The organism is Thermoactinomyces vulgaris, assembly GCF_005886755.1.
GTDB lineage: Bacteria > Bacillota > Bacilli > Thermoactinomycetales > Thermoactinomycetaceae > Thermoactinomyces > Thermoactinomyces vulgaris.
Map to the genome: position 1 here is coordinate 270,105 of NZ_CP039710.1, position 26,619 is coordinate 296,723.

Consider the following 26,619-nt stretch of genomic DNA (forward strand, 5'->3'; position numbering starts at 1 on the left):
CATCCATCACCCGGCTACTGTTTCGAATAAGGATCCCGGATCGTGTAACCGATCCCGCGGCGCGTGATGATATATTGGGGAGCGCCCGGATCATCTTCAATCTTCTCCCTCAACCGCCGGATCGTCACATCCACCGTGCGTACATCCCCGAAGTAATCATATCCCCACACGGATTGCAAAAGATGCTCCCGGGTCAAAACCTGATTGACGTGTTTGGTCAGGTAAAGGAGCAACTCAAATTCCCGATGGGTCAAATCCACGGTTTGCCCTTTTTTGGTGACGACAAAGCTGTTGGGGTCAATCGAAATTTCCCCGACATTTAATGTGCCTTTCTTTTCTTCTTCGGCATTTGCCTGCTTCAGCGTTTGCGTCCGCCGCAAATTGGCTTTGATCCGGGCTAAAAGTTCCCGGTTGCTGAAAGGCTTGGTGACATAATCATCCGCGCCCATTTCCAGTCCGAGCACTTTGTCCAATTCCGAATCTTTGGCGGTGAGCATGATGATGGGAAATTGATAACGCTGTCGCACCTGCCGGCAAACTTCAATGCCGTCGGCGCCCGGCAGCATCAGATCCAAAAGCATGAGATCCGGAGGTGAGGACAAAGCTTTTTGAATGGCTTCACTGCCATCATGAATGCATTCCACGCTGTATCCTTCTTTTTCCAGATTGAACTGGATGATGTCTGCAATCGGTTTTTCATCTTCGACGACATAAATTTTGGCGCTCAAGCCCATCCCTCCCAAGGTTTTCAGGAATCGGAGAATTTATGGTCATCCACTGGTTTCAGAAACAAAAAAGAAAAAAGTTAAAACCATTTTCCCACAATTGCCTTCATGTGTACAATTTGTTTTTATGTCTTATTTTAACATCGGAATTCAGAGAAAACAGACGAAAAGATGGAAATCCACGGAACCTTAAAAAATCTCCCGGAGACCGGTTTTACGAAAATTGGGCTTTTTATTCCTGATCCATGCGACTTTCTTTGGAATAGGATACAAAAAAAAGGGGGGGAGCGCCATTGAAACCATTGCCGTATCAGCAAGTTGCCAGCAAAAGATTGAAGACCATGGTCCTGATGAAAAACCAACGGATCCGGCCCTACATTCCGGAAACAAGACTTTTCAGTCCCCGGAACCTGATCCGGATGCTCGGCCGCCACACTTCTTTGTTTCTCAAACCGGATAAAGGAGGAGGCGGTGCAGGGGCGGTCCGGTTGTTACAAAGAGGTTGGGGGCAAATTGAGATCCGCACTTTGAACCGCAAAAAAGTGATTGAGATCCGGAAGCTTTTCCATTATTTAAACCAATGCATGCACCCCGGGAAAAACTATATCATCCAACAGGGAATCGATCTGGGGGAAATCGGCGGACGCCCGTTTGATTTGCGGGTTCATCTGCAAAAGCCTTTTCATCGTTGGCACATCACCGGAGTTTGCGCCAAGGTGGCCGCTCCCGGCAAGATTGTCACCAACCATTGCAAGGGAGGATTGCCGGTGGAAGCAAAACATGCGTTGTGTCAGGTGGCGGGGCATCCAAGCCGGACGATTCATTTAATGAATGAGATCCAGGCGCTTTCCAAAGAGACGGCCCGCACATTAAATGCGGCTTTCCCCGGTTTAAAAGAGTTGGGCATTGATCTGGGGGTGGATAAAGATTTGCGGATCTGGATTTTTGAAGTCAACACCCGTCCGGACTTTAAAATGTTCCGATCTTTGAATAATCCCCGGATGTACCGTCGAATTTTGAAAAACCATGCCATGATCGTTTAAAAATTTAAGAAGAAAAATTATCACGCAAACCATTGCGGGTTAAATGATTTGTACATGCGCAAAGCATGTTTTTTTCGTTTTCGAAAATATATAACATGTTTCGACAAAGTCTTCCCGTTGACGTTCTTGTATAACACCTGTTACCATTAATATTAATTCTAGGTATTTAAAATTTTTTAACGATTTTTTGGAGGTGTATTTATGTCTTCCATTACGGTTGGCGTATATCTGGGGAAAAAGGACCGGTTGGTTCGTTATTGGTACGAAATTTTGCCGAAAGGCCAATTCCCGATGTTGGTCAAATACTGCATCCAGTCTTATCTGAGAAACAACTATTTCCCGTTGCAATCCATTTGTGATGCAAGACAGTTGAAAGAGCAAATCCAAAAAAGAAGCGAGTATGTTCCCACCCAGCGGAATGTCACGTTCACCCCGGAAGACGGTCCGGTTTATCAATGGATCAAAGGGCTGGAAAGCGGTTACCGCAGTGAGGAAATCAAAAACATTTTGAAGGAAACGGTGGTTCACACATTGCTGAATGAACAACCGCAATATCCGCAACGTATGATGGGACAAGTCCCTTACGGCGGCATGGAGGCCCATGAAGCCCAAGGCATGTACCGCCCTTATCCGGACGACACGCAAAAATTGACCCTGCTCAAACGGGAACAGATCGCGATGGAAGAACCGTACCCGACCGAAGGGGATGCAGAGGGGAAGGATAAAGCCACCAAAGGATTCAGCCATTTGGTCAACTATCTGGGATGACAAGCGGGTTTGATGACGGAAAGATAAATGCACACAAAGATGAACGACATCATGGGAAAAAGAGGAATGACAGTGTGGAGGAAAATCAGGCAGAAGGAATGAAAGAGTCCGTTTACTGTTGAGTGCGGGCTCTATTTTATTTGGCTTGATTTCAGACAGAGGATCGAAGTTTGACAATTTTTGTCGAATAAAACAAGGTTTGAAGGATTATTTTATTTGCAAGTGGAAGAAATCAACGAAGAATAATTGCACTGGATGTAGATAAAGAATGAATTTTGACAAAATATAGCAACTAAGGGAGTGCGGATCATCGTGTTGGATTATTATGCACTGGCAGAAAAGGGTTTTTTCTATTATGAAATCCAAAAATTATTTTCGGCCTACCCCTTTTTGCATTGGATGAGTGTCGGATTGGTCACGGGATTGTTGATCTTTTTGTTATTGATTCCGAAAAAAACGATGGAACGGTTTCCGCGCTACGGATATATGGCTTCCGTTTTGTTGACCATTGCATTATTGGATTTATTTACTTTATCCATCCCGATTTTAACTGTTTACCTGATTGTATTGGGATATGTCCTGTTTCGGTCCAATGAGGAAAAAAGCTATAAAGTGGCGGTTGCCTTTTTGTCTGTGTATTTGGTCATCTCGGCGTTGACGGTTTGGAACCGGTTGATGATCATTGAGCTGATCAGCCACGGGCTTTTATTTATATGGGTCACCTGGATGGCAAATCATGTGCGGGATATATTTTTTGAATTGCAAAAACAAAGGGAAAAAATCCGTTTCCTCGTTGATCAAAAGAATGAGGCAAATCAGCGTCTCCGGGATTTCCAGCGGGAACTGGATGAGACGTATCTCCGGGATTCGCTCACGGGACTGTATAACTTTCACGGTTTTCAGGAGCAGGTGATTCGCAGTTTGTCGCGGTTTTGGCCGGAAACGGCCTATCACGTGATTTGCATTGATTTGAATTCGTTCAGGCAAATCAACATTGAAGAAGGCATTGAGACGGGCGACCGCATTCTTGTGCAGATTGCCCGTCAACTGAAAAAACATCTTCCTCCTTCTGCCAAGCTGGCCCGCTATGACGGGGATCAGTATGCGATCGGATTGATGGGGGACGAATCGGTGTTGCGTCGTCTTTTGGAGACCATTGAAGCGATCATGGCCGGCATCCGCACCGAGCAAAGCATCATTCAATATTGCGTCGGGTTTGCCAGTTATCCGCGGGAAGCCAGCACCGGAGGGGAATTGATCCGCTTGGCTGAGGAAAGGTTGCGGATTGAACAGAACCGGATTCGCCACAAAGAGGAGGAGCAAAGAAGGCATATGGAAAAATTGTCGGCGGTCGGCCAACTGGCTGCGGGGCTGGCGCATGAAATCCGCAATCCGTTGACGTCGATCCGGGGATTTGTGCAGATATCGGCGGCGGAATCGGAAGCCGTGAAAAAATGGGAGTCCATCATTTTGCCGGAGATTGACCGGATCAACGATCTTTTGAAACAGTTTTTGAACCTGAGTGAATCCAAGCCGAAACAAGTGACGCGCTTTTCTTTAAATCAGTTGATGAGTGACGTGTTAAGTTTATTGGAACCCAAATCGTTGTTGATGGGGCATGAATTGAAACAAGATCCGCCGGAGGAAGACATGGAGATCGAGGCGGATCCGGAACAAATCAAACAAGTTTTGATCAACCTGATCCAAAACGGGTTGGAAGCCCTGAACGAAAAAGGAAGGGTGGAAGTGGGCTGGAAGCGGGTAAACCAGTATGTCCTGCTCACTGTCAAAGATAATGGAAACGGAATCAATCCGGAAGATTTCTCCCGGATTTTCGATCCTTTTTTCACCACCAAAGGCGATGGAACCGGCATGGGGCTTTCCATTTGTCAGCGCATTATTTCGGAGCATGGCGGGCAAATCACGGTGAACAGCCGTCCGGGCCGTGGGACCACTTTCCAGATTTATCTGCCACTTAAACAAGCAAGCTTGTGCCAAGAAGTTGATGAAGGCCAAAACCACCATCTGGAGGCGGATCCCGATCCGGGGGCACCGGAAAGAAACGTCGTTTCCGTTCAAAAGGCGGAACCGAGGAAAGAGGAGCAAAAACAGGGGGAAGTTGCCGTGTTACAGAAGCCGGCAGCCGGCGGAAAAAAAGTCTCGATCAGCCCGGAAGTGTCCCGGAAAATTGCCGCCATGATGCAAAAAGCGGAACGCACCATCGCCTTGAAATGGAAGGAGGAAGCAAAGGTAAGCCCGATCACCGGCCATAAGCGCCTGAAAGAAGAAAACAGGGCGGATCGAAAAGGGTTATCCGAAAAAAAGAAAACCGATTTTGCCCATCGGGCTGAACGTGCTGTAAAATAAAAGGAAGGAGGATGAAGAATGGCAGACAAAAAGAAGACGCAATTTCAGATTCTCGGTAACACATCCAACAGCATCCACGGCAGTTACTATACCGGAACTTTGAATCTCAGCAATTTGTCCTCACTTCTGATTGACGGGGATGAAGTAAAAATCGATTTGGGGCTTCTTCATGCCAAAAGTGCGGTGGAGCGCGGCATCAAATTTACGGCCAATCCGGAAGAAGTTCCGGAAGGAAAGGACTATTGGGTTATCTGGGTGGCCGCCGACCGGAGCGAAAAAGGGCCTTACTATGCAGGCGTTACCGCTTGTCCGATGCGCATTGACCGGGAAAAGCGGAAAGGGTGGAAAAATCTGGCCTTTCACGTGAACCGGATGGATGATGCCCTGAAGCGCAAAATCAAAATCAACGAGTTGGGCGGCCGGGAGAGAGAAGCCCTGAAGGAATTTTTGATCCGGCATAATAAGGAAATGTGGGAAAACAGTGGGGATGAGTTGAAGGAACAATTGTCCAAAAAGTGAACGGTTCGTGAACAAATCAACATATATCTTGCCGGGGTTGACCGGCAGGGGTACACTTGATTTGTGGTTTCGGAATCTTTTGCTAGGACACGGAAATGGCGAGCATACCCGCTCGCTGTTTTTTATTTGGAAATGGATGATATTTTCGTCTCCTTTGAGTCAACATAAATGGCAAAGGAGGCGTTTTTTCATGCGTGATTTCAATTCGGTCGATCTTTTTGCCAAACACGGGGGAGTCCATTACCGGGCCAATGTCCCCAAGCAACAAATCAACTTATATGTCCGGTCCTTGCCGGAACACAAAAGACAAAGCATGTTCCAAGTGATGCAAGAATTGGAATCAGCAGGGATGATCACCATCTACAATGACGGTTTGTTTGCCGATGGAGAGGGAGAAGTGGGAGGAAGCCAAGATTGTTGAAAATACGGGAACACCCCGGCATCCATAAAGCCGGGGTGTTTTTTTATCCGTGTTTCCACCAGCGGAGGAAACGTTCCAGCATGGAAGGCTTTTTCTTCCGGGGGATATGAGACGGAGTGCAGGACACGACCGGTTCGGTGCCGGCCACAAAATACTCCAAATATGCTTGTTTACCCATGCACCCGGGGGCGGCGATGTTCCCTTCTTCCGGATTCACATAGACGGCCTTTACACCGGACGGCATGGCGAAGATACGGGCCGGTTGCTTTCCGGTTGCCTTATTCATGTACTCGGCCCAAATGTTTTGAGCGAGACGCGCTTTGTGATAAGGAAGCTTTTTCCCTTGGTCATAACCCACCCACACTGTTGTGACCAAATTCGGTGTGTATCCGGACAACCATCCGTCCCAATCGGTGGTTCCGGTTTTTCCTGCCGCGGGCTGATGGAACAGATGTCCTGCCCGGTAACCGGTGCCACCCGGTTTCAACACATTTTCCAGCAGTTTTGTCAGCACAAAGGTGTGTGCCGGAGAAGCCACCCGCTCGGGTGCGGTCTTTTCTTCGACCAGGACCCGTCCAAACGGATCGACGATTTTGGTAATCCCGATTAGCGGTTTTTTGATGCCGCCGGCTGCCAGAGTGGCATATGCTTGCGCCATTTCAAACGGGGAAACGGGATAGCTTCCCAAGGCCAGCGAAGGGGTCGCTTGAATCGGGCTTTTGATCCCGAGCCGGCGGGCGGTTTCGATCACCGGTTCGGTGCCGATTTTGGCCAGCGTTCCAACGGCATAAACGTTATCCGAACGGGCAATCGCCTCTCTCAACGTGATCAGCCGGTTCGCATAGTGCTGATGAAAATTGCGGGGCGTGTAAGTGTCCCCGCCGAATTGAAAAATGGTGGGACGGCTCATGATTTTGGACAGGGGGGTAAAACCGTTTTCCAATGCACTTAAATAGACGACGGGTTTGAAGGACGAACCGGGTTGTCTCCGGGCAAAAACCCGGTTGTATTGAGATTGTTGATAATCCTTCCCCCCCACCATGGCTTTAATGTGACCGGTCGCCGGATCCACGGAGATCAGGGCTCCTTGCAGGTCTTTGTCATTTTGGGTATGGTTTTGCACCGCTTTTTCCGCCGCTTTTTGCATGTCTGCATTCAAGGTGGTGTAGATTTTAAGCCCGCCGCTTCTGACCAGCGATTCGTCCAGCCCGTACCGGGTGACCGCGGTTTGGATAATGTAATCGCGGAAATAACTGGCTTTGGCCGGCTTGGATCGGGACAAGGGATGCATGCTGACGGCCTGGTTCTTGGCTGCTTCGGCTTCTTCCGGCGAGATGAACCGGTTTTTCACCATCAGATCCAGGATGTGATGTTGCCGCTTTTTAGCCCGGTTGAGATGGCGGTAAGGGGAATAATAATAAGGCCCGCGGGGAATCCCTGCCAAGAGGGCGGATTCAGCCAAACTCAATTCTTCCGGCTTTTTGTTGAAATACATTTTGGAGGCCCGTCCGATTCCGTAAGCCCCGTGGCCGTAATAGATCTCATTGAAATACAGTTCCAGGATTTCATCTTTTGTGTAATGCAACTCCAATTGCAACGTATAGATCGCTTCTTTCAGTTTCCGGGTCCAGGTCCGGTCATGCGTCAAATAAAGGTTTCGGGCCAATTGTTGGGTGATGGTGCTGGCCCCTTGCACCACCCCGCCCGCTTTTAAGTTGGCGAGAACGGCCCGCACGATTCCGGAAACGGAAAATCCGTGATGGCGGTAAAAATCTTTATCCTCGGCCGCCAAGGTGGCATGGATCAAAGATTTGGGAAGTTGATTCAAACGGATGATGTCCCGGGGTTCCCCGTGATCCAAAGAGCCGATCACCCTTCCACGGTCATCCAGCATCATGGAACTGGCGTATGTATCGGGAGGAGGGAGCGGGCGCCCTTTCAGGTACAGTAAGGCAAGCCCGCAGAAAAGGGAAAAAAGGATGACGCTGATGAATGCCAATTTAATCATGCGTGCAAGACGCAGGATGATTTTCGCAAGGCGGGGGACATGCCCGGGTTGGACACCGGTTGGGAAATCCTGTTTATTCACAAATAGGCTCCTTCCTTCCAACAAGTTGACAAAGGGTATTATGCGGAGCCATCAGGAAAAATATACCTGAAAAAATTATGTTTGTATTTCCCGGGAAAAATGATTGTAACCACTTAAAACATGCATTATTCTTAGTATGTTATGGATCTGGTCAGTGTGGACAGGATGAAAGGAGATTGGATGGAAGATGGACATGGAATTGTGGTATACGGAAAAACAAACCAAAAACCACGGAATTACCACAAAAATTAAGCAAACCTTATATCACGACAAATCAGAGTATCAATCTTTGGATGTCATAGATACCATAGAATTCGGCAAGATGCTGGTTTTGGACGGAATGGTGATGACCACCGACCGCGATGAATTTGTTTATCATGAAATGATCAGCCATGTGGCCATGAACACGCATCCAAAGCCGAAACATGTTTTGATTGTCGGTGGCGGAGACGGAGGCGTCGTCCGCGAAGTTTTGCGCCATCCTTCCGTCGAAAAAGTGGTTTTGGCTGAGATCGACGGAAAAGTGATTGAAACCTCCAAAAAATATTTCCCGCAAATTGCCGGCAAGTTGAACGATGAGCGGGTGGACATCCAAGTGACGGACGGCGTGCGCCATATTCAGGAGAATAAAGGAAAATACGATGTGATTATTGTGGATTCCACCGAACCGGTCGGGCCGGCGGTGGGACTGTTCCAAAAACCGTTTTATGAAGGGATTTACGAAGCTTTGAAAGAAGATGGGATCATGGTTGCCCAAACGGAATCCCCGTGGTTTAACCGGCCGCTGATCCGCCAGGTGTTCCGGGACATTTCCCAAACGTTCCCGATCGCCCGCCTTTATACGGCCAGCATTCCCACCTATCCCAGCGGATTGTGGAGCTTTACCATCGGGTCCAAAAAATATGATCCGCTCGATGTGGATGAACAGTCCATTCGCGATTTGGACACCCGTTATTATCATCCGAAAATGCATCATGCTTTGTTCGATTTGCCCCGGTTTGTTGAGGAGCTGTTAGAGGATGGGGAGGAAAACGATGCGCTTTGACGAGAAGTATTCCGGAAACGTGTTTATCGGAGCAAGCGATGATTTTGACCGGGCTCAAGCCGTGATTTATGGCATGCCGATGGACTGGACCGTCAGCTTTCGCCCGGGTTCCCGCTTTGGCCCGGCGAGGATCCGGGAAAGCTCCCTGGTTCATGAGGAATACAGCCACTATTTAAAACGCGAGTTGTCGGAAGTGGTTTATTTTGATGCCGGGGACATTCCCCTTCCTTTCGGGAATGCGGAAAAAAGCTTGCAGTGTATCAGGCAGTTCGTGAGAAAAGTTCTGGATGCCGGGAAATTCCCCTTGGGGCTCGGAGGGGAACATTTGGTGACCTGGCCGGTGGTGGAGGAAGTTTATCGGGCTTATCCCGACCTGGCGGTGATCCATATCGATGCCCATGCCGATTTGCGTACCGATTATGAAGGGGAAATTTATTCCCATGCCACCCCTTTGCGCAAAATCGCCGAGCGGATCGGGGGAGAAAATCTTTATCAGTTTGGCATCCGCTCCATGACCAAAGAAGAAGTGATGTATACCGGGGAGGCCGGGATTCATTTTTATCCGTTTGATGTGGTGGAGCCGTTGAATCAATGCCTGCCGGAACTAAAAGGGCGTCCGGTGTATGTCACCATCGATATCGATGCGTTGGATCCTGCGCACGCTCCGGGAACGGGAACGCCGGAACCGGGGGGGATCACGACGCGGGAAATGTTGCAGGCCATCCATGCGATCGCCCGGTCGGAAGTGCGTGTGGTCGGTGCCGATTTGGTCGAAGTGGCGCCTTGCTACGATCACAGTGAGCAAACCCCCATTTTGGCGGCGAAACTGGTTCGCGAAATGCTGCTCGGTTTTGTAAAATCGTAAAAAAACGTCACGTCCGGTGCCGTTTCCCCCTTATAAAGGGGGTTTTTTCATATGCTGCCTTCAAGATTGGCAAACGGCAAAAACCAGTGATAAGATACTAATATTAGACAGAAAGGGGCAGGATGATGATTCCGGTCAAGATCTATATTGAATCGGTCATTCAATCGGAACCGGACCAGGAACCGGATGTGATCAAACAAGAAGTGAACGGCCGCTTTCAAGAAAAGGAAAACGGAGAGTGGATCCTGAAATACGAGGAAAACAGCGGAACCCGGGAGGAAGTGAAAACCTCCGTCAAGTCCATGCCGGAAAGAGTCACGATCATCCGGCAAGGCGCTGTTTCCTACCGGCAAAGTTACGAACCGGGGAAGACGTTGGGAAGCGTGGTTCACACACCTGCCGGGACCACGGAAATGGAAGTCACCACGTTGGCGTATGAGCGGAAACTTAAAGGGCAGGAAGGATGGATTGATTTTTCCTTTTTATTACATATGGGTCAACAAAATTTAGGAAAATACCAGTTGAGTTTACGGTGGATGGGAGGATCATGGAATGAGTCTGCTTGAGCAGAAAAAAGAGACGTTGAAACAGGAACTGAAACAAGCGGTGATTCAGTCCGGACTTGCTGAAGAAAAAGAGATTCCGGAGATTTTGCTGGAAGTGCCGAGGGAAAAAGAGCACGGGGATTGGGCCACCAACCTTGCCATGCAACTGACCAAAGTGGCACGCAGAAATCCGCGTGAAATCGCGGCCAAAATTGTGGAACACTTGGACAAAGAGAAGAATCACATTGAAAAAATCGAGATCGCAGGCCCCGGGTTCATCAATTTCTTCTTGGACCGCAGCTTTTTGGTCGATGTTTTGGATGAGATCGACCGCCAAAAAGAAAATTACGGACAATCCCCGGCCGGGAAGAACGAAAAAGTAAATGTCGAGTTTTGTTCCGCCAACCCGACCGGTTCCCTTCATTTGGGCCATGCCAGAGGCTCGGCGGTGGGCGATGCCTTGTGCAATCTGTTGGAAGCTGCCGGATATGATGTCACCCGTGAATATTACATCAATGATGCCGGAAACCAAATCCAAATGTTGGCTTTGTCGCTGGAAGCCCGTTATCTGGAACAGCTGGGGCAGCCCGTTTCCTTCCCGGAAAACGGTTATCGCGGGCAAGATATCGTCGACCTGGCCAAAGAGCTGGTGGAGAAAGAAGGCGACCGCCTGTTAAAGATCGACCGGGAAGAACGGATTCAAAAATTGCGTGAATACGGGAAAAAGCGCCTGCTTGACAAAATCCGGGAAGATTTGGCCAAATACCGTGTGGAATTTGACGTCTGGTTCAGCGAAACCTCGCTTTATGAATCGGGTGCCGTGGAAGAAACCCTGGAGGCGTTGAAGGAACGGGGTTACACCTATGAAAAGGACGGGGCTTTGTGGCTGAAGTCCACGGAATTTGGGGATGACAAAGACCGTGTCCTGATCAAAAAAGACGGTTCTTACACGTATTTAACCCCGGATATCGCTTATCACCGCAATAAATTCCACCGGGGATTCGACCGGTTGATCAATGTTTGGGGAGCCGACCACCATGGCTATATCGCCCGGATGAAAGCAGCGCTGGCTTCCTTGGGTTATAACCCGAATCAATTGGAAATCGTGATTACGCAAATGGTGAAATTGTTCCAAAACGGTGAACTGGTCAAGATGTCCAAACGGACCGGCAAAGCCGTGACACTTGTCGATTTGATGGAAGAAGTGGGAACGGACGCCGCCCGGTATTTTTTTGTCATGAGAAGTCCGGACACGCATTTGGATTTTGACATGGATTTGGCGGTTTCCAAGTCCAATGAAAACCCGGTTTACTATGTCCAATATGCCCATGCCCGGATGATGAGCGTGTTTCGCCAGGCGGAGGCAAAAGGCATCACTCCTTCCAGAGACCGCGAAGATTTGAAATTGCTCCGGGAGGAACAGGAATACGACTTGTTGGAGAAATTGGGAAGTTTTCCGGGCGAGATTGCTTCCTCGGCCGCACAGCTGGCCCCCCACAAGTTGGTTCGTTATCTGTATGAGTTGGCTTCCGACTTCCATCGTTATTACAACGCCCATCGCGTCATCAGCGATGATGTCAACCTGTCGCGGGCCAGACTGGCTTTGCTTCAAGGCATTGCCCAAGTGATCCGGAACGGATTAAATTTGATCGCAGTGGACGCACCGGAGCAAATGTAATGTTATACTAGCTAGAGGGGGAAATCCCTTCTGGCTTTTTTTATGCCATCATCACAGGGGTATTTTTCACATGTTGAATGAATGTTTGAAAAAATGTAACATTCTATCGCTGAAAACCGAGTTTTAATAGAGATGCTCAGACCTTTTTTCGTGGCTTGGGAATGAAAGAAATGATTTGGATAATAAACACTGCGATTAAGGAGATAGAATGATTATGGAAGGAATGAAGCTGGCGGAGAGATATGAGATCCTTCACTCTCTGGGCGGGGGCGGCATGGCGGTTGTATACAAGGCAAAGGACCTGGTGATTGACCGGTATGTTGCGATCAAAGTGATGAACAATTCGCTGATTCATGACCAGGATTTTGTCCGGCGCTTTATCCGGGAGGCGAAAGCGGCCGGCAGTTTGTCCCATCCCAATATTGTCAGTGTCTATGATGTGGGGCGGGAAGGTTCCATCTATTACATGGTGATGGAGTATGTGGACGGTCCGTCGTTGATTGACCTCATTAAAAAAGAAGGTCCTTTCCCGCCGGAAAAAGCGGTGAAAATTGCTTCACAGATATGTGACGGTTTGTCTCATGCCCATCGTCACGGGATTATTCACCGTGACATCAAACCGCACAATATTCTGGTCGGTTCCGACCAACGTTACAAGCTGACCGATTTCGGGATTTCGCATTTGCCCAGTGCCGCCACCGTCAAAACCAAAACTGGTTATGTCATGGGATCTGTTCATTATTTCTCCCCGGAACAAGCTTCAGGGAGAAAGGTGGACTACTCTTCGGATTTATATTCATTGGGAATCGTGATTTATGAGATGTTGACCAAAAAAGTTCCTTTTAACGGGGACAGTTCCATCTCCATTGCCTTGAAACATTTGCACGATCCGGTTCCGGACCCGACAACTTACAATCCGGATATTTCTGAATCGATGCGGCAAGTGCTGATGCGGGCGTTGGAAAAGGATCCGGAAAAACGGTACCAAACGGCAGTGGAATTGAAACACGCTTTGCAACAAGCCCTGGAAAAGCCGGATGCTTATATGTTGCCGGTGGACCGGCCGAAGAAGAAAAAATCAACCAAATTCAGCCCCAAAAAAATCGGGATCTTGTCCGGTGTGGCGGTTGTCGGACTTTTCCTGCTGACATTCGGCATCAAAATGATCGGGGAAACCAAGCAGGAAAAAAAGCCGGATCCTCCTTCTTCCTCCCCGACGGTTTCGCAAACACCGGCAAACGAGTCGCGGCCTGAATGGAACCATAAATGGTGGAAGGAAATACCCAAAGAAGAAAAGACCGAAAGCAAAATGTTTCGTGATTTTGAGGTGAAGGGAGCCGACGGCGAGTACGAGGTGACCCTCAAAGTCAACAATGACCTTAAGGGACGGACTTTTTATTATGATATTTATGTGGTGGATGGATTCAGTTCTCGGTCGGTGTTAAACGGCCGTTCGGTCACCTTTCACAAAGACAAGGATCAAGATTTTACAACGGTGGATTTTGAAGTCAACATTCCCAAAGAAGCGATCATGCCCATATCGGGTGAGGGAATTGCCAAAATCACCATATACAGTCTCGACAAGAAATCAGAGAACCGGAAAGAAAAATACACCATCGACAATTTATTGCAGATGTGGGGAACGGTCCCCGAATCTGAAGGAGAGAAAAAATCCGATTGACAGGAGGGAAATCCCCTCCTGTTTTTTGTCCGGATAATGCGGTACAATGGATAGTGATGAATTTTAAGCACAATTCTGATTATTTTTCGGCACCAACCGCGGAAGGAGGAATTTGGTCTGATTCATACCCGCTTGTCCAAAAAAATGATTTGCCGGTTTCTGGATTGTTTGAATGAAGGGGTGCATATCGTGGATGCCCGGGGAATGACGGTCTTTTACAACAAAGCGGCTTCCAAGCTGGACGGGATGGAGATTGACGAAGTCATGGGCGTCCATGTGCTTGAGGCATTTCCCTCGTTGACACAGAAAACGAGTACACTTTTGAACGTGCTGCAAACGGGAAAATCCATCGAAGAAAAACAGCAGTCGTTTATGAACCGGAGAGGACAGAGGGTGCTGACCGTCAACCGCACCATTCCGCTCCGGGTCCGTGGGGAAGTGGTGGGAGCTGCTGAAATTTCGCGCGACATCACGCAGGTCAAGGAATTGTCCGACCAGGTGATTCACTTGCAAGAAAAAATGAACCCGACGCCTCGCCGCTTAACTTCAAAAAAACAATCCTTTTACCAGTTTGCCGATATTGTGACGCAAAACCCGGTTATGCTGAAGGAAATCGAGAAAGCCAAGCGGGCTGCGCAAACCAAATCTCCCGTTTTGGTGGTCGGTGAGACTGGAACCGGAAAGGAATTGTTTGTCCAATCGATTCACAGTGCCTCCGGTCGTGTGAAGGGGCCGTTCATTGTGCAAAATTGCGCGGCGATTCCGTCAACTTTGCTGGAGGGGATCTTATTTGGCACGGTGAAAGGAGCGTTTACAGGTTCCGAAGATCGCCCGGGATTATTCGAATTGGCAGATGGAGGAACGTTGTTCCTGGATGAAATCCAATCGATGCCGATTGAGTTGCAGGCCAAATTATTGCGGGCACTCGAGGAAGGCGGTGTCCGGCGCGTCGGGGATGCGAGATTCCGTTCGGTGGATGTGCGGATAATTGTGGCGACCAACGAAGATCTGCTCATCAGCATGCAAAAAGGAAAGTTGAGAAAAGACTTGTACTACCGCATCCATGTGGTGGGAATTCATCTTCCTCCTTTGCGGGAGCGAAAAGACGACATCCCATGTTTGACCCGTTATTTTTTCAGGAAGTTAAAGGCCGAAATCGATTCGCCGGCCGGAGAAATCGACGATGAAGTGTTCCGGCTGTTCCATCAGTACCATTGGCCCGGAAATGTCAGGGAGTTGGCACATACCATTGAAGGGGCTTTGACGTTGGCGACCGAAAAAAAACTGAGCGTCGACCATCTGCCCGCCCATTTCAAAAACAGAAAATCCGATGCCGGGATCCAATTATCAACTTTATTCAAAGAAAACAGCAAGTCGCTGCGGGAAGTGGTGAGAGAAGTGGAGACCCGGTTGATCCGGCAGGCGATGAAAGAAACCGGAGGCAATGTGTTAAAAGCAGCCCGCCGGTTGGGGATTCCGCGCCAGACCCTGCAATACAAATTGAAGAAAATCAACTCGGTTTAAAAAGTGCCCAAAAATGGGCTTTTTTTTATGTTAAAAAACCCGGGATGCCCCGTGTTTTCGGTTGGCACCGGATTTGCATGAATAAAGGGCGAGAGGAGGGAACGACTTGATTTATCCGAAAGGCCACCCCTATGGTTTGCATCGTGTGATGGAACCGGCCGGCGCGTTGCCGCAACCGGCTTGGAAGCTGAATGCGGATCCGATGGTTTATGACAATGAACTGCTGATTGAAGTGGATTGCTTAAACATTGATTCCGCTTCTTTTCAGCAATTGAAAGAAGAAGCACGCCATGACGCCGGCAAGGTGGAAGAACAGATTTTGTCCATTGTTTCCCGACGCGGTAAAATGCACAATCCGGTGACGGGATCCGGCGGCATGTTGATCGGCACGGTGCAAGAGGCCGGCCCCCGTTTTCCATCCCGTGACGTCAAAAAAGGGATGAAAATTGCCACCTTGGTATCCCTGACACTGACGCCGCTTCACATCGAAAAAATCAAAAAAATACACATGGATACCGGTCAAGTCGAAATCAAGGGGCGGGCCGTCCTGTTTGCAAGCGGACCATTTGCCCTTTTGCCGGATGACATCCCGGAAAAAGTGGCACTGGCTGTGTTGGATGTATGTGGTGCCCCTGCCCAAACGGCCCGTCTGGTCCGGCCGCAGGACCGGGTGGTGGTGCTGGGAGCCGGCGGAAAGTCGGGGATGCTCAGTTTGTATCAGGCATGGAAAAAAGCGGGCAAGTCCGGGCAAGTGATCGCCATTGAGGCCAGCGAAAAGGCATGTCGGGAAATCCGTTCCCTTGGGCTGGTCCATGAAGTGATCCGGTTGAATGCCACGGATCCGATGGCGGTTTATGAGGCGGTTCACAAAGCCACCTGCGGGAAGCTGGCTGATTTGACCATCAACTGTGTCAACGCTTGTGATACGGAGCTTTCCTCCATTTTGGCCACCCGGGATCAAGGATTGGTTTATTTCTTCAGCATGGCGGTACAGTTTACCAAAGCAGCTTTGGGAGCCGAAGGAATGGGCAAGGACGTGCAAATGATGATTGGAAACGGCTATGCTCCCGGGCACGCAACGTTGGCTTTTCAGTCTCTTCGGGAATGTGACCGGTTGTTTCAAGCTTTTGCCAAACGCTATCAATGAAAGGGGTCGGAGACAGATGAGAGATTGGCGTGAGATCGAACTGTGGAAAGATGTGACGGAGGAACAGTGGAATGACTGGCTGTGGCAACTGACGCACACCATCCGCACGTTTGAAGACTTAAGCAAGGTGATCCGTTTGACGCCGGAAGAGATCGAAGGGGTGAAGATCTCCAAACAGACCATTCCGCTGAATATCACGCCGTATTATGCACTGTTGATGGATCCCGATGATCCGCAAGATCCCATCCGGATGCAATCGGTGCCGGTTTCTGCCGAATTGGACCGCACTCCTTACGACATGGAAGATCCGCTGTTGGAAGATACCGATTCCCCCGTCCCCGGATTGACCCATCGTTATCCGGACCGGGTCCTGTTTTTGATCACCAACCAATGCTCCATGTATTGCCGCTATTGTACGCGCCGCCGCTTTTCCGGGCAAATCGGGATGGGCGTTCCCAAAAAACAGATGGATGCCTGCCTCGACTACATCCGAAACACACCCGAGGTCAGGGACGTGCTGTTATCCGGGGGAGACGGATTATTGGTCAACGACCGGATTTTGGAGTATTTGCTGAAAAACCTGCGCGAAATTCCCCATGTGGAAATCATCCGGATCGGAACCAGGGCCCCGGTTGTTTTCCCGCAACGGATCACTGAAAATTTGTGCAATATCTTAAAGAAATACCATCCGGTATGGCTGAACACGCATTTTAACCATCCGAAGGAAATCACGCCGGAAGCCAAACGGGCTTGTGAAATGTTGGCGGATGCAGGGGTGCCGCTGGGGAATCAGTCCGTGATTCTGGCCGGGGTCAATGACTGTCCGCATATCATGAAAAAATTGATGCATGAGTTGGTGAAAATCCGTGTCCGGCCTTATTACATTTACCAATGCGATTTATCGGAAGGCATCGGGCACTTCAGAACTCCTGTTTCCAAAGGATTGGAAATCATCGAGTATTTGCGGGGGCATACTTCCGGTTATGCCGTTCCCACGTTTGTGGTGGATGCCCCGGGAGGAGGAGGCAAAATTCCGCTCAGCCCGAATTATCTGATCTCGCAAAGCACCGAAAAAACCGTTTTGCGCAATTTTGAAGGAGTGATCACCAGTTATCCCGAGCCGACCCATTACCAACCACATAACAAAGAAGAATGTGAATACTGCAGAGCAGCCGGGGAGCAAGTGGGAATCGCCGCTTTGATGAACGATGAACGGATCAATCTGGAACCGAAACAATTGACACGGGAAGACCGGCGTGTCCATCCGTCTTAAGGAACCGGCCATGGGCTTAAAAATGGATATCTCCTCCTTGTCTGTCATCGGACTGTCCAAAAACGCCGGAAAAACAACCGTGTTGAATGCGTTGATCCGCGATGCCCCCAAGGCCGGTGTGCTTGGGATATTAAGCATGGGCGTGGACGGGGAGAAACATGATGCCATAAGCGGCAGGGAAAAGCCTTTGATCCGGGTGAGGGAGAATATGCTGGTGGCCACTTCCGCTCACTGGTTGAACCGTCAACCGGGGCACTGGGAAGTGATTCAATCCTGCGGAATCCAATCGGTGATGGGGGAAGTGTTCATTGCCCGCGCCAAACGGGAGGGACCGGTTCTGTTGGCAGGTCTTCCTTCCAAAAGCGGGGCGGAACGGGCGATGGAGTTTTTGAGGCAGGCCGGTGCACAAAAAATCCTGTTGGACGGGGCTTATGACCGAAGATCGCCGTCCAGTCCCCAACTGACCGATGCAACCATTCTCGTCATCGGGGCTTCCCTTGATCCAAATTTTGCAGAGGTCCTCCGCAAAGCCGGGGAATGGAGCCGCTTGCTGCGCTTGAAGGCATGCAGCCATTTTCCGGAACAAAAAGCCGGAGCCTTGGCTTTGGAAAAAAAGCGGGTGGTCGGAGTTCTCCGCAACCGCATCGAACTGCTTCCTTTCACCGGTTTGTTTTCCGTCCGGGAGGACGGAGAATGGTTGCAAAAAGAATGGCAGGCACTGGCGATCAGCGGAGCGTTGACCGATCGGATGTTGCAAACTTTTCTCCGCTCCCGGAGGGCCGTCCGCATCATCGTTCCGGACATTACGCATTTATTTGTCAGTATGCCGGTGCTTCGCCGTTTTTACAAGCAAGGAGGGGAGATTCGCGTCCTGAAACCGATCCGTCTCCTTCAGGTGGCCGTCAACCCGGAATCGCCGGACGGATATTCCTTTCCCCCCGGGGAAATGAAAGAAAAAATCGGCCGCCTTTTCTTTCCCGTCCCCGTGGTGGATGTGATGAGGGACCGGCATGAGCAGGGAGTGTGGTGTGATGTTTTGTGATGAGCGTACTGCCAAAGAAATCGGCCTCTCGGTTTGCCTGGACTTGTTTCAGCCGCTCACCCCTTACGGAAGAGAGCAAAAGGATTGCCGGCCGTTTTTGCCGGGAGAGGAAGAAGCCTGGCAGCAATGTTTACAAGAGCAAGCAGAGATCAAAAAGCAATTTGACGCTTTTTCCATACGGGAACCGGTTCATGCCCTTCTCACCGAAATCCCGGACATTTCCTCTGTATTACGGAAACTGGAGGAGTTCCGGTTATTGGACTTGACCGAATGGTTCCAACTGAAAACCTTTTTATACAGCACGCAGAAGCTCCATTCGCTGTTGAAACAAACCACGCTCTTCCGCATGATTCTCAAAAACAAAGCGATGGAAAAGCGGTGCGAAAAGGCTTTTCTCCTTTTAAATCCCGCCAAAACGCACACATCTTCTTTTTGGTTTGATGATGCCTATGATGACCGTTTGAGAGAAGCCAGAAAAACGCTCAGGAAATTGCAGGCAAAAGTCAAACGGGATCAGGAACAAAAGGCGGTAAGGATTGCGGAAAAAACCGGGCAAACTTGCAACCGGTTTGGAGAATGGGTGGTGCCCCGGGATACAGAAGGGGACCGGTTGTTAAAAGAAGAGGCGGAATTGATGCTGGTTCGGCAAACGTCCCATGAATCGGTTTACCGCTTAAAAAACGAGCATCCCTTGTCGTGTGAAATTGCCGCATGGGAAGAACAGATCGCCCGGATCGAACAGGAAATCAACTGGTGGTTGGTAAAAGAACTGGTCCCGTTGGTCCCGGATTTCCGTGAATGGATGGTTCACATCACCCGGCTTGATCTGCAATGGGCCCGGATCCGGGCGGCCGAACACTGGCAAGGAGTCCGCCCGCGCTGGTCCAAAAATCAATTCCGGGTGAAAGGCGCTTTCCATCCTGCCTTGGAGCAAAAGCTGAACGAACGCGGACAATCCATGACCCGTGTGGATTGTTCCATCCGGCGCGGGGTGACGGTGATCATCGGCCCCAATATGGGGGGGAAAACGGTCGGATTAAAAACATTCGGGTTGATTGCTGTCTTGGCGCAATACGGATTTTTTGTCCCGGCTGCCGCCTGTGACATGCCTTTGTTTTCCTGGGTTGCCGGTTTGATCGGTGACGGACAGGGAATCCGGCAAGGGCTAAGCCGTTTTGGTGCAGAAATGGTCCGGTTTCGTGAGTTTTTACAGCTTCCGGGAACGGGACTGTTGTTGTTGGATGAAACGGGAAGCGGAACCAATCCGGTGGAAGGAGGGGCATTGGCCCGGGCCGTCACGGCTTTTCTTGCCAAAGAGCGGCACTATTCCGTGCATGTGACGCATTATCAGGAGGTGCTGGAAGTCAAAGGCATCCGCCTGTACCAAGTGGCCGGGATTTCTAGGCGGATGGCCGAAGCCGGTGCATTTCTTCCCGATGCTCTTGAAAAAAGGATGGATTACCGGCTGATCCCGGTCAAAGAGGGACGAAAAAGCATCCCGCATGAAGCCATCCGGATTGCTGAAGCCATTGGTCTGCCTCCCGAAATCATCCGGATGGCCAAACAACAAGCGGGGGAGAAAGCGGGGGAGGAACAGTGAATAAATTGAGGCTGGATCCTGAGAAAATCGCGCGTGCGCGTCAAGCGGCCAAAGAGATCGCCACCCAAGTGGACCGGTTGGTTTCCGATCACACCACGGTTGCGGTGGAACGGACGGTTTTGCGTTGTTTTGGAATCGACGGGGTGAATGAAGATGGAGTGCCGCTGGCCAATGTGGTTGTGGATCACTTGCTGGAAAGAGGACAATTGGAAACGGGTGCCGCTTATTGGGTTTTAAATGCGATGGTGATCAACGGGTGTTCGGCGCAGTATGTCGCGGAACAAGTGGCGGAGGGAAAATGGGATTTGGTGCAACTCCGCCGTGCCCCCTTGGCTGAGATTCAGGAAAAAGGAAAGCAAATGTCCGCTCTGGCTCTGGATGAGATTTGGAAAAACCGGATGGTGCGACAGCAGTGGACCGGGAAAACCGGGGAGAGAAAAAATCCTTATTTGTATGTGATCGTGGCAACCGGCGACATCTACGAAGATGTTGTGCAGGCCAAGTCTGCGGCCCGCCAGGGGGCGGATATTATCGCCGTGATCCGCAGCACGGGTCAGAGTTTGCTGGACTATGTGCCTTATGGCGCGACACGGGAAGGGTACGGGGGGACGTTTGCCACCCAGGAGAATTTCCGGATCATGCGGAAAGCGCTGGATGAAGTCAGCCGGGAAGAGGGGCGGTATATTTATCTGTGCAATTATTGCTCGGGGTTATGCATGCCGGAAATTGCCGCCATGGGAGCGTTTGAGCGGTTGGATGTCATGCTGAATGATGCCCTGTACGGGATTTTGTTCAGGGATATCAACATGCAGCGAACCCTGATCGACCAATCGTTTTCCCGCATGATCAACAGTTATGCCGGCATCATGATCAATACCGGGGAAGACAATTATTTGACAACAGCCGATGCCGTAAAAAGCGCGCATACCGTGCTGGCGTCGCAATTCATCAATGAACAGTTGGCGCTGTTGTCGGGACTTCCCCCGGAGCAAATGGGACTCGGCCATGCGTTTGAAATGAATCCGGATTTGGAAGACGGGTTGCTGTGGGAAATTGCCCAGGCCCAGATGGCAAGGCAAATCTTTCCCAATGCCCCCTTGAAGTATATGCCGCCGACCAAACACATGACCGGAAATATTTTTAAGGGCCATATCCAAAATGCACTGTTTAATTTGGTCGGCATCATGACGAACCAAGGGGTGCAATTGCTTGGCATGATGACCGAAGCCATGCATACACCACATATCCATGACCGGCAACTGGCCATCGAAAATGCCCGGTACATTTTCCGCAATGCCCGCCATTTGGGAGAAGAAATCTGCTTCCGGCCAGGGGGGCGCATCGAACAAAGAGCCCGCCATGTTTTGGAGGAAGCGATGAAACTATTGGAAGAAATTCGTGAAACCGGCTTGTTTAATGCTTTGGAAAAAGGCATGTTTGCCGATGTGAAACGGTCAAGGACCGGAGGAAAGGGGCTGGAAGGGGTTCTCAAAAAAAGCCGTGACTATTATAACCCGATTGAAGCGGAACTCCGGTTGCGTCTCGGATTGAAACCAAGGGAGGGGGTTGGACGTTGAAGGCGGATTTGACCCGTGTGAAACCGTATGGCGACACACTGAATGACGGCATGGTCCAGCTGAGTTTCAGCATGCCGGTTCCGTATGGTGAAGAAGCCCGGGAAGCAGCCAGACAACTGGCGATGAAAATGGGGCTGGATGAACCGCAAGTGTACCATATGAAAGACCTGACGGAAGGCTTCACTTTCTTCATCGTTTACGGAAAATGCCGCCATGCCGTTGATTTCACGGCCATCCGGGTTCCGAAAGTGGACAGTGTCCGCATGGATTTTGATCAGATCAATCAGTATATCCGGGAGAACATCGGAAGGAAAGTGGTTGTGGTCGGGGCGTGCACCGGAACGGACGCACACACGGTCGGCATTGACGCGATCATGAATATGAAAGGTTATCACGGGGAATACGGACTGGAACGGTATCCGGAAATCGAGGCTTACAATCTGGGAAGCCAGGTTGAAAACGAAGTGTTGATGGAAGAAGCTTTAAAGAAAAAGGCCGATGTGATTTTGGTTTCCCAAGTGGTGACCCAAAAAGGGGCCCACATCCAAACGCTTACCGGGTTGGTGGAATTGATGGAAGCGGAAGGGGTGCGGGACCGGTTTATCCTGATATGCGGAGGCCCCCGCATTCATCATGAACTGGCTTTGGAGTTGGGGTTTGATGCCGGTTTCGGCCCCGGCACATTGGCCCCGGATGTCGCTTCGTACTTTGTGCAGGAACTGGTTCGCCGCCAAAACCGGTCCCGGATGTTGTAAAAGGCTGACGCCAGCGCCAGCCTTTTTCTTTAAAACGAAAATTCGGGAGGAGACAAGGGGATTTCATTTTCCTGGTAAACTTTTCTTACATAGACCAGATAGTAGGATCGGAACTCCTTGTTGTTTAAGGGATGAATTTCAATCAATTCTTTTTTCTCCAACTGTTCCATGGCAAAGGAAACACGCGAATAGGGAAAATCCATTTCCTTGGCCAACCGGAAATGGTTGATAATCAGCCCCCGTGGCGGAATATTCACTCTGAAAATGGTATCTTTTTTAGCGACAGGAGAGGCCAAGCGGCTCAGTTCGTAGTAAACGAATCGTTCCATGGGAGGGAGTTTGTCAACGACAGAATACGGGATTTGAAAAGAATGAGGCTTCATATTCTCTCTCTCCTATTCTATATAAACTTAATAATCAAACGGGATGCCACTGGCTTTAATCTCTTGAAAAGAGGATGGAGGTACATTTTGACTCGACAGCATCCGGGAATTTTTCACGGGAGAAAGATCTTTGGCAGGTTGCAATTGGCCCATGCAATAGGCAAACAACAGGTTTTTGACAAGTCCGGAAAAGTTGATGTCTTCCCGGTCTGCCAACTTGAGCAGTTCCAGTTCCACCGCATCTTCGGTATTAAAGGAAACTTGTCTTCTTTCCCTCTTTTTATATTCCCTCATTCACCGAGCGTCTCCTTTCCCAGTGCATAATAACCGAGTGCATTGGCATATTGCGGATTGCCAAAACTGGTGGCGTGGATGAAACCCACATGTTTGAAGGGCTCCACCAATTCCGTTGCCTTTCCGCCGATCAACTCGACCACATCGGTCGTGGACCACATTCCTCCCAAATGTCCGACGATCATGGCCGCCATTTCCTCCGGATCGGCTTCCCGCACATTATCCCATCCTTTTGGCAACGTTCCGCTCTCCCGGTCAATAAAAATCCCGTCTTTAAACGTGGCATAGTTTGTCGTCCGGGCTCCCGGATCCACGATACGCACCGTTCCCATGCGCCGGTGCACCCAATAGGCCGCTCCTCCCTCAATGGTGATCGCGGCTTTGGTGATATTGATCTTTCGATATGTACCGTTTAAGACCACTTCGTGCTCTCCCTCCAACTTGGCACGAAGCCTCGCTCTTTCTTCCTCTTTATACATGTTGATCGGCACGCCGGTGACTAATTTTACATCCCCGATCGCTCCTGCTTTAAACAAAGCCGTCAGGATCAACAATACCGTTTCCACATTGACTTTGCTTTCGGTCATCATCTGTCTTGTGAAAGACCCTTCCCGCTCTGCCAGTTGCCCGATAAAATATTCCTTCCCTTGATACCGGAGCTCGATATCTTCCTCCAATGTCTGTACAAATGTTCTTTTTCTCGCTTTTGAAACTTTACTTGGAAATGAGAATTTTTGGTTTCCCGTTACTGTTTTTACAAAGGCACGTCCTGCATCCACCGCTATTAACATAAAAACGCCTCCTGCATCATTTTTGGCAAACGGAGACTGTCGTCATGACAAGTGTCATTCAATTCGTCTGTCCGGGGACTTCAGTCCGGACAAAAGTCAACGAAATGGAAAATCAGGTTGCCGTTTGTCATGACGACAGTCTGCATAAACGGAATAGAAATGTCCATAGTCCGGACCATGGTCTATTATAGCGCAAAAAAACGGCTTGGAGCATGAAAATATGCTAAAATTGAATAAATATCCATGGAAATGGATGAAGCTGGTTTTGATAAAAATTAATGAATGACTGCTCAGTTTATGATAGAATGTAAACAAACTGAATTTAAAGTAATTTTTGTGTGTTTGCAAAATCTTTTTTCTGAATTAACATAAATAATGGAAAGGAGAGAAAAGGATGTCGATGCTGCAAATTGTGAACCTCTTGGTCTTTTTAGGAGTTACCGCTTATGCCGTATACTTATTTGCCAGTGTTGTATATCGTCGGTATCAATATGTGAAATTGGGAAAGCCGGCCGATTTGGAGGTGGATTTAAAAACCGGAATCAATCAAGTGCTGGTAAACGTTTTTGGACAAAAGAAGCTGCTCAAGGATAAAAAAAGCGGGTTCATGCATGTATTGATGTTTTACGGTTTTATTATCATTCAATTTGGAGCGATTGATTTATTCATCAAAGGTTTGGCACCGGGACATCATCTTCCCGTGCCGGCATATCCGTTTTTTCTGTTCTTGCAGGAACTGACGACATTCATCGTCTTGTTGGCCACCCTTTATGCGTTCTACCGGCGTTATATTGAAAAATTGCCCCGGTTGAAAAGAGGTTTTAAATCCGGTCTTGTGATTATTTTTCTGACCTTATTGATGTCTTCCATTTTATTGTCCGCGGCCTTTGAAAAATTGTGGGCCGGCGAGGGGGTCACTTGGTACACCCCGTTTTCTTCCATCCTTGCCATGCCGTTTATGGATTGGATGAGTGCGGAGGCCGCCAAGGTGATGTTTTACGTTTTCTGGTGGATGCATGCCTTGGTCTTGCTGACTTTCTTGGTCTACGTTCCCCAATCCAAACACTTCCATTTGTTGGTGGCGCCGGTGAATGTTTTCTTGAAACAAAAACAGAAGCAGGCACCATCCAAGTTGTCTTTAATCGATTTTGAAGATGAATCCATCGAAGAATACGGGAAAGGAAAAATTGAAGACTTCAGCCAAAACCAATTGATCGATTTGTATGCCTGTGTTGAGTGCGGGCGTTGCACCAATATGTGTCCGGCTGCCGGAACGGGAAAAATGTTGTCTCCCATGGATTTGATCGTCAAAATGAGGGACCATTTGACCGCCAAAGGGGCAGCCATTACTTCCAAAAGCCCCTGGGTTCCGGGATTTGCCTTTGCCGGGGCGAATCAACAAGCTTTAAACACCGGGGAAGTCAATCTGATCGGGGATGTGATCACCGAGCAGGAATTATGGGCTTGCACCACTTGCCGCAACTGTGAAGACCAATGCCCGGTGATGAATGAGCATGTGGATAAAATTATTGACATGCGCCGTTACCTTGTGATGACGGAAGGGAAAATGAGCCCCGAAGTTTCACGGACTTTCTCGAACATTGAACGTCAGGGGAATCCTTGGGGAATCAGCCGGAAAGACCGGGCCAAATGGATAGAAAATTCGGATGTCCCCGTTCCGACCGTCAAAGAAGAAAAAGAATTCGAGTACCTCTTCTTTGTGGGTTCAATGGGGTCTTATGACAACCGCAGTCAGAAAATCAGCCGGGCTTTGGTGAAATTATTGAATCATGCAGGTGTGAAATTTGCCATTCTCGGGAATAAAGAGAAAAACTCGGGTGACACCCCCCGCCGTCTGGGAAATGAATTTTTGTTCCAACAATTGGCGATGGACAACATTGCTTTGTTCCAAAAGCATAAAGTGAAAAAAATTATTACGATTGATCCTCATGCCTATAATGCCTTTAAAAAAGAATATCCCGATCTTGGGTTGGAAGCGGAAGTATATCACCACACGGAAGTGTTGGCCGAACTCTTGAAACAAGGACGGATCAAGCCGACCAAAGAAGTGAAAGAACGTGTGACATACCATGATTCCTGCTATCTTGGAAGATATAACGGGGTGTTTGATCCCCCGCGTTATATCCTGAATCAAATCCCGGGCATCGAACTGGTGGAAATGAAACGAAACAGAGAAAACGGCATGTGCTGCGGAGCCGGCGGAGGATTGATGTGGCTGGAGGAAACCGAAGGGGTGCGCGTGAATGTCGCCCGTACCGAGCAGGCGCTTGAAGTGAACCCGACCGTGATCGGAAGTGCTTGCCCTTATTGCTTGACAATGTTGTCCGACGGAACCAAAGCCAAAGAAGTTGAAGACACAGTGCAAACCATGGATGTTGCTGAAATTTTGGCTCTTTCCATTGAGGATGAGCCGGGAGAAGTGGCAGAAGGCGTCCATTGATCAACAACGGGAAAGCGAATATGGGA

Annotated in this window: 23 protein-coding genes; 18 read left to right on the forward strand and 5 right to left on the reverse strand. The window is 49.4% G+C overall.

The window, feature by feature from the left end; translation table 11 throughout:
* Nucleotides 1-14: 14 nt before the first annotated feature.
* Entirely contained in the window at nucleotides 15-728 is a 714-nt protein-coding gene (gene yycF, locus FA954_RS01480; RefSeq protein WP_231855191.1) for a response regulator YycF, read from the reverse strand.
* A gap of 290 nt (nucleotides 729-1,018) precedes the next feature.
* Between yycF and FA954_RS01485 the strand changes: the two genes are divergently transcribed.
* From FA954_RS01485 to FA954_RS01505, 5 genes are all read left to right on the forward strand, one after another.
* Complete coding sequence (locus FA954_RS01485; RefSeq protein ID WP_037998165.1) at nucleotides 1,019-1,768, forward strand: YheC/YheD family protein; 750 nt, start codon at nucleotides 1,019-1,021, stop codon at nucleotides 1,766-1,768.
* Between the two features lie 201 nt (nucleotides 1,769-1,969).
* Entirely contained in the window at nucleotides 1,970-2,536 is a 567-nt protein-coding gene (locus FA954_RS01490) for a hypothetical protein (protein ID WP_037998162.1), read from the forward strand.
* A 312-nt stretch (nucleotides 2,537-2,848) separates the two neighbouring features.
* Nucleotides 2,849-4,903: a sensor histidine kinase gene (locus FA954_RS01495; RefSeq protein ID WP_037998160.1), complete on the forward strand. Its 2,055-nt coding sequence runs from the start codon at nucleotides 2,849-2,851 to the stop codon at nucleotides 4,901-4,903.
* Between the two features lie 18 nt (nucleotides 4,904-4,921).
* Complete coding sequence (locus FA954_RS01500; RefSeq protein WP_037998157.1) at nucleotides 4,922-5,422, forward strand: YwhD family protein; 501 nt, start codon at nucleotides 4,922-4,924, stop codon at nucleotides 5,420-5,422.
* Between the two features lie 190 nt (nucleotides 5,423-5,612).
* A complete protein-coding gene (locus tag FA954_RS01505) occupies nucleotides 5,613-5,843 on the forward strand; it encodes a hypothetical protein (protein WP_049720732.1) in 231 nt (76 codons plus the stop codon).
* Nucleotides 5,844-5,886: 43 nt separating this feature from the next.
* Here FA954_RS01505 and FA954_RS01510 read toward each other — a convergent pair whose 3' ends face one another.
* A complete protein-coding gene (locus FA954_RS01510) occupies nucleotides 5,887-7,932 on the reverse strand; it encodes a transglycosylase domain-containing protein (protein ID WP_049720731.1) in 2,046 nt (681 codons plus the stop codon).
* A gap of 193 nt (nucleotides 7,933-8,125) precedes the next feature.
* Between FA954_RS01510 and speE the strand changes: the two genes are divergently transcribed.
* The 12 genes from speE (at nucleotide 8,126) to kamE (ending at nucleotide 22,664) form a co-directional block, all read left to right on the forward strand.
* Entirely contained in the window at nucleotides 8,126-8,977 is an 852-nt protein-coding gene (gene speE / locus FA954_RS01515; protein ID WP_037996355.1) for a polyamine aminopropyltransferase, read from the forward strand.
* On the forward strand, nucleotides 8,967-9,842 hold the full coding sequence (gene speB, locus FA954_RS01520) for an agmatinase (protein WP_037996353.1): 876 nt from the start codon (nucleotides 8,967-8,969) through the stop codon (nucleotides 9,840-9,842). The genes speE and speB overlap by 11 nt, the downstream gene beginning before the upstream one ends.
* Nucleotides 9,843-9,967: 125 nt before the next feature.
* Nucleotides 9,968-10,408, forward strand: coding sequence for a YwiB family protein (locus FA954_RS01525; RefSeq protein ID WP_037996352.1), 441 nt, complete (start codon nucleotides 9,968-9,970; stop codon nucleotides 10,406-10,408).
* Nucleotides 10,395-12,065, forward strand: a complete 1,671-nt coding sequence (gene argS / locus FA954_RS01530) for an arginine--tRNA ligase (RefSeq protein WP_049720730.1) — start codon at nucleotides 10,395-10,397, stop codon at nucleotides 12,063-12,065. The genes FA954_RS01525 and argS overlap by 14 nt, the downstream gene beginning before the upstream one ends.
* 214 nt (nucleotides 12,066-12,279) lie before the next feature.
* A complete protein-coding gene (locus FA954_RS01535; RefSeq protein WP_049720729.1) occupies nucleotides 12,280-13,746 on the forward strand; it encodes a protein kinase domain-containing protein in 1,467 nt (488 codons plus the stop codon).
* A gap of 189 nt (nucleotides 13,747-13,935) precedes the next feature.
* Nucleotides 13,936-15,270 (forward strand): sigma-54 interaction domain-containing protein, encoded by a 1,335-nt coding sequence (locus FA954_RS01540; RefSeq protein WP_231564604.1) that lies wholly within the window; start codon nucleotides 13,936-13,938, stop codon nucleotides 15,268-15,270.
* Between the two features lie 106 nt (nucleotides 15,271-15,376).
* The gene (gene kdd, locus FA954_RS01545) at nucleotides 15,377-16,417 is read left to right on the forward strand and encodes an L-erythro-3,5-diaminohexanoate dehydrogenase (protein WP_231564603.1); all 1,041 of its coding nucleotides are present in this window, start codon (nucleotides 15,377-15,379) and stop codon (nucleotides 16,415-16,417) included.
* A 16-nt stretch (nucleotides 16,418-16,433) separates the two neighbouring features.
* Entirely contained in the window at nucleotides 16,434-17,690 is a 1,257-nt protein-coding gene (kamA, locus tag FA954_RS01550; protein WP_049720728.1) for a lysine 2,3-aminomutase, read from the forward strand.
* Complete coding sequence (kamB, locus tag FA954_RS01555; protein WP_049720727.1) at nucleotides 17,674-18,732, forward strand: lysine 5,6-aminomutase reactivase subunit KamB; 1,059 nt, start codon at nucleotides 17,674-17,676, stop codon at nucleotides 18,730-18,732. The genes kamA and kamB overlap by 17 nt, the downstream gene beginning before the upstream one ends.
* Entirely contained in the window at nucleotides 18,701-20,332 is a 1,632-nt protein-coding gene (gene kamC, locus FA954_RS01560) for a lysine 5,6-aminomutase reactivase ATPase KamC (protein ID WP_082240680.1), read from the forward strand. The genes kamB and kamC overlap by 32 nt, the downstream gene beginning before the upstream one ends.
* Entirely contained in the window at nucleotides 20,329-21,909 is a 1,581-nt protein-coding gene (gene kamD, locus FA954_RS01565) for a lysine 5,6-aminomutase subunit alpha (RefSeq protein WP_138614825.1), read from the forward strand. Before kamC ends, kamD begins: the two co-directional genes overlap by 4 nt.
* Nucleotides 21,906-22,664 carry a lysine 5,6-aminomutase subunit beta gene (gene kamE / locus FA954_RS01570; protein WP_121874268.1) on the forward strand — a complete coding sequence of 253 codons (759 nt, stop codon included), beginning with the start codon at nucleotides 21,906-21,908 and terminating at the stop codon, nucleotides 22,662-22,664. Before kamD ends, kamE begins: the two co-directional genes overlap by 4 nt.
* A gap of 29 nt (nucleotides 22,665-22,693) precedes the next feature.
* Here kamE and FA954_RS01575 read toward each other — a convergent pair whose 3' ends face one another.
* From FA954_RS01575 to FA954_RS01585, 3 genes are read right to left on the reverse strand one after another with little or no spacing between them, the layout of a single operon-like run.
* Nucleotides 22,694-23,047: a hypothetical protein gene (locus FA954_RS01575; RefSeq protein WP_037995800.1), complete on the reverse strand. Its 354-nt coding sequence runs from the start codon at nucleotides 23,045-23,047 to the stop codon at nucleotides 22,694-22,696.
* Between the two features lie 27 nt (nucleotides 23,048-23,074).
* A complete protein-coding gene (locus FA954_RS01580; RefSeq protein ID WP_037995798.1) occupies nucleotides 23,075-23,341 on the reverse strand; it encodes a hypothetical protein in 267 nt (88 codons plus the stop codon).
* Nucleotides 23,338-24,132, reverse strand: coding sequence for a ParM/StbA family protein (locus FA954_RS01585; protein ID WP_037995795.1), 795 nt, complete (start codon nucleotides 24,130-24,132; stop codon nucleotides 23,338-23,340). The genes FA954_RS01580 and FA954_RS01585 overlap by 4 nt, the downstream gene beginning before the upstream one ends.
* 394 nt (nucleotides 24,133-24,526) lie before the next feature.
* On the opposite strand from FA954_RS01585, the gene FA954_RS01590 reads away from it, so the two are divergent.
* Nucleotides 24,527-26,593, forward strand: coding sequence for a (Fe-S)-binding protein (locus FA954_RS01590; RefSeq protein WP_037995794.1), 2,067 nt, complete (start codon nucleotides 24,527-24,529; stop codon nucleotides 26,591-26,593).
* The last annotated feature ends 26 nt before the right edge of the window (nucleotides 26,594-26,619 follow it).